Annotated in this window: 3 protein-coding genes; 1 reads left to right on the top strand and 2 read right to left on the bottom strand. The window is 73.4% G+C overall.

Annotated features, from left to right (window positions below; all coding sequences use genetic code 11):
* A partial coding sequence (gene lon / locus RIN80_RS26430; protein ID WP_309098159.1) for an endopeptidase La occupies positions 1–2,345 on the bottom strand: 2,345 nt, incomplete at its 3' end.
* 173 nt (positions 2,346–2,518) lie between these two features.
* Between lon and RIN80_RS26425 the strand changes: the two genes are divergently transcribed.
* On the top strand, positions 2,519–3,190 hold the full coding sequence (locus RIN80_RS26425) for a GNAT family N-acetyltransferase (protein WP_309098158.1): 672 nt from the start codon (positions 2,519–2,521) through the stop codon (positions 3,188–3,190).
* Between the two features lie 26 nt (positions 3,191–3,216).
* Here RIN80_RS26425 and RIN80_RS26420 read toward each other — a convergent pair whose 3' ends face one another.
* On the bottom strand, positions 3,217–3,930 hold the full coding sequence (locus RIN80_RS26420; RefSeq protein ID WP_309098157.1) for a rhomboid-like protein: 714 nt from the start codon (positions 3,928–3,930) through the stop codon (positions 3,217–3,219).
* Positions 3,931–3,932: the final 2 nt, after the last annotated feature.

The raw sequence follows: 3,932 nt of genomic DNA, 5'->3' as shown, positions 1-3,932 counted from the left end.
CGGACGTCGGTGACGGCGTGGACGTCGAGCTTGTCCAGCACCTCCGCCGGGACGTCGTCCAGGTCGGGCTCGTTGCGCTTGGGGATGATCACCGTGGTGACGCCCGCCCGGTGCGCCGCGAGCAGCTTCTGCTTCACCCCGCCGATCGGCAGCACCCGCCCGGTCAGCGAGACCTCGCCGGTCATCGCCACGTCCGTGCGGACCAGCCGTCCGGACAGCAGGGACGCCAGGGCCGTGGTCATCGTGATGCCGGCGCTCGGGCCGTCCTTGGGGACCGCGCCCGCCGGGAAGTGGATGTGCACGCCCCGGTCCTTCAGGTCGCCCACCGGTAGTTCCAGCTCGGCGCCGTGGGAGCGCAGGAAGCTCAGCGCGATCTGCGCGGACTCCTTCATCACGTCGCCCAGCTGACCGGTCAGGGTCAGTCCGGCCGCGCCGGTCTCCGGGTCGGCCAGGGACGCCTCGACGTAGAGCACGTCGCCGCCCGCTCCGGTCACCGCGAGCCCGGTGGCCACGCCCGGCACGGACGTCCGGCGCTCGGCCGGGTCCTGGGCGGACTCGGGCACGTGGTGCGGCCGGCCGATCAGGTCCCGCAGGTGGTTCTCGGTGACGGTGAAGGGCAGCTCCCGCTCGCCCAGTTCGTGCTGGGCCGCGACCTTGCGCAGCAGCCGCGCGATGGACCGCTCCAGGGTGCGCACGCCCGCCTCGCGCGTGTACTCGCCGGCGAGCTTGCGCAGGGCGCTCTCGTCGATCGTCACCTCGTCCTTGTCGAGCCCGGCCCGCTCCAGCTGGCGCGGGAGCAGGTGGTCCCGGGCGATGACGATCTTCTCGTCCTCGGTGTAGCCGTCCAGGCGGACGATCTCCATACGGTCGGCCAGGGCCTCCGGGATCGCCTCCAGGACGTTGGCGGTGGCGAGGAAGACCACGTCCGAGAGGTCCAGCTCGACCTCCAGGTAGTGGTCGCGGAAGGTGTGGTTCTGCGCCGGGTCGAGCACTTCGAGCAGGGCGGCGGCCGGGTCGCCCCGGAAGTCCGAGCCGACCTTGTCGATCTCGTCGAGGAGCACGACCGGGTTCATCGAACCGGCCTCCTTGACGGCCCGGACGATCCGGCCGGGCAGGGCGCCGACGTACGTACGCCGGTGGCCGCGGATCTCGGCCTCGTCGCGGACGCCGCCGAGGGCGACGCGGACGAACTTCCGGCCCATCGCGTGGGCGACGGACTCGCCGAGGGAGGTCTTGCCGACGCCGGGCGGGCCGACCAGCGCGAGCACGGCACCGCCGCGCCGGCCGCCGACCACGCCCAGTCCCCGGTCGTTGCGCCGCTTGCGCACCGCCAGGTACTCGGTGATCCGCTCCTTGACGTCCTCGAGACCGGCGTGCTCGGCGTCCAGGACCGCCTTGGCGCCCTGGATGTCGTAGGCGTCCTCGGTGCGCTCGTTCCACGGCATCTCCAGGACCGTGTCGAGCCAGGTGCGGATCCACGAGCCCTCGGGCGACTGGTCGGAGGCGCGCTCCAGCTTGTCGACCTCCTTCAGGGCGGCCTCGCGGACCTTCTCGGGCAGGTCGGCGGCCTCCACCCGGGCGCGGTAGTCGTCGGACTCCTCGCCCTCCTGCTCGCCGTTGAGCTCGCGCAGCTCCTTGCGGACCGCTTCGAGCTGGCGGCGCAGCAGGAACTCGCGCTGCTGCTTGTCGACGCCCTCCTGGACGTCCTTGGCGATGGTCTCGGCCACGTCCTGCTCGGCGAGGTGGTCGCGCAGCTGCTGCGTGGCGAGCTTGAGCCGGGCCACCGGGTCGGTGGTCTCCAGCAGTTCGACCTTCTGGTCGGTGGTCAGGAACGGCGAGTAGCCGGAGTTGTCGGCGAGCGCCGAGACGTCGTCGATGGCCTGGACCCGGTCGACCACCTGCCAGGCGCCGCGCTTGCGCAGCCAGGCGGTGGCGAGGGCCTTGTACTCCTTGACCAGCTCGGCGACCTGCCCGGGCAGCGGTTCCGGCACGGTCTCGTCGACACTGGTGCCCTCGACCCACAGGGCCGCGCCGGGGCCCGTGGTCCCCGCACCGATCCTCACCCGTCCCCGGCCGCGGATCAGCGCGCCCGGGTCGCCGTCGGCCAGCCGGCCGACCTGCTCGACGGTGCCGAGGACACCGGTGTTCGCGTACGTCCCGTCGATGCGTGGCACCAGGAGTACCCGGGGCTTTCCGGGCGTTGTCCGAGCGGCGGCCTGTGCGGCCTCCACCGCGGCACGGACCTCGGAGTCGCTCAGGTCCAGCGGGACCACCATCCCGGGCAGCACGACTTCGCCGTCGAGCGGCAGCACGGGCAGGGTGAGCGGTGTGGACGTCGAAGCCATGATCTCCCCTTCGGCAGTCAAGTTGAGCTATGCCGACTCAATGCTTGGGGACGGCCGGTTGTTCCCCGACTCGTGTTCGCTGTCAGCGATCACCGCTGACGTGCCGGGGAAGGGGCCGCATAAGGTCACCTCAGTAATAGGCGAAGGCCGAGTTCGTGGATTACAGGAGCGGCGTGGACGAGACCGTGCGGGCATGGGTGGACGGGTGGGTCGTGTCACGCGGGGCGGCGCCGCCCGTGGCCGAGCCGTGGGGCTGGACGATCGACGTGGGGCTGTACGGGCACGCCACCCGGCACGTGTTCGGCACCACGGGTGAGGGCCTCGACGAGACGACCGTCCGCAAGGTGGCCGGCGCGGTGACCGGCGACGGCGTGTGGCTGAAGGCCTTCCGGGATCCGGCGGTGGTCGCCGGCTGGCTGGGCGACGACTGGTGGATCGACCCCGAGCCCGGCTGCCTCATGACGATCCCGCTGGCAGCGGAGGAACCTCCGGAGGTCCCCGCCGGCCACCGGCTGCGCACATGGTCGCGGGGCGGGGTCACGCGCGTGATGCTGGCCGCCCCGGACGGTTCCCTGGCGGCACGCGGGCAGATCACCCCCAACGGCGACACCGCCGTCGCCGACCGGATCGAGACCGCCCCGGAACATCGCCGCAAGGGACTGGGCAGCTTCGTCATGCGGACCCTGCAGAGCGCCGCCGCCCGGCAGGGAGCACGGACCGGCGTCCTGGCCGGCACACCGGCGGGGCGAGGCCTGTACGAGGCACTGGGCTGGGAGATGAGGGCCTGGCTGACCAGCGCGCGACACGATTCCCCGGGGTCGGCGCGGGCCGAGCGGCCCGTCTGAGGCCACCTGCCCGCGCAGCCCCGCCCTCAGCACCGGCCCGGTACGGGGCGGGCCAGGCGCCACCGCCGCACCAGCGGCCAGGTCGCGACGCCGATGGCCAGAGCGATCGGATGACCCCAGTTCGTCAGAGGGTCGGTGAAGGCGAGCAGGTCCCGCAGGAGCATTGCGCCGGCGGCGGCCAGCAGGGGCACGCGCAGCCAGGGCGGGACCAGACCGGCCAGGGCCCCGGTGGCGGCGGCGACGCCGAAGCTGACGCCGTAGTCGAGGCGGTGGAGGGAGGAGTCGGGCAGGTGCCCGGCCAGCACCGCGAGGCCCACCGGCACCTCGGTCGCCAGGGTGGCGAGGACGTGCCCGAGCAGGAAGACCCCGGCCGTGCGCAGCCCGCCGATCCGCCGTTCCAGCGCGGTCAGCACCAGCACGAACCCGATCGCGAACGGCGCGACCAGCCCGCCCGCGACCCACAGCGCGCTGCCGACCAGCACCAGTTCCGGCGTGCGCACCAGGTGCGCCACGTCCGTGCTGGAGCCCTGGAGCAGGGCGTGCGCCACGGCCGGGTCGGCGTGCGCGCGGATCAGTGAGGTGGCGCAGAGCAGGGCCGCGTACCCGAAGGTGAACGGCGTTCCGGTGGGCGTGGGCAGCAGCCGCCAGGGACGCGGCACCCGGCGCCGGGACGCCGCCGCGGGGCCCGGCTCCGGCCGGCCCCGATTCGCCGTGCCGTACGAAAAGCGCCGCCCCGGCACAC

Origin of the sequence: Streptomyces sp. (assembly GCF_031181705.1) — a bacterium.
GTDB lineage: Bacteria > Actinomycetota > Actinomycetes > Streptomycetales > Streptomycetaceae > Streptomyces.
Note: the sequence above shows the minus strand (reverse complement) of the source record. Positions and strands in the feature narration are given on the sequence as shown.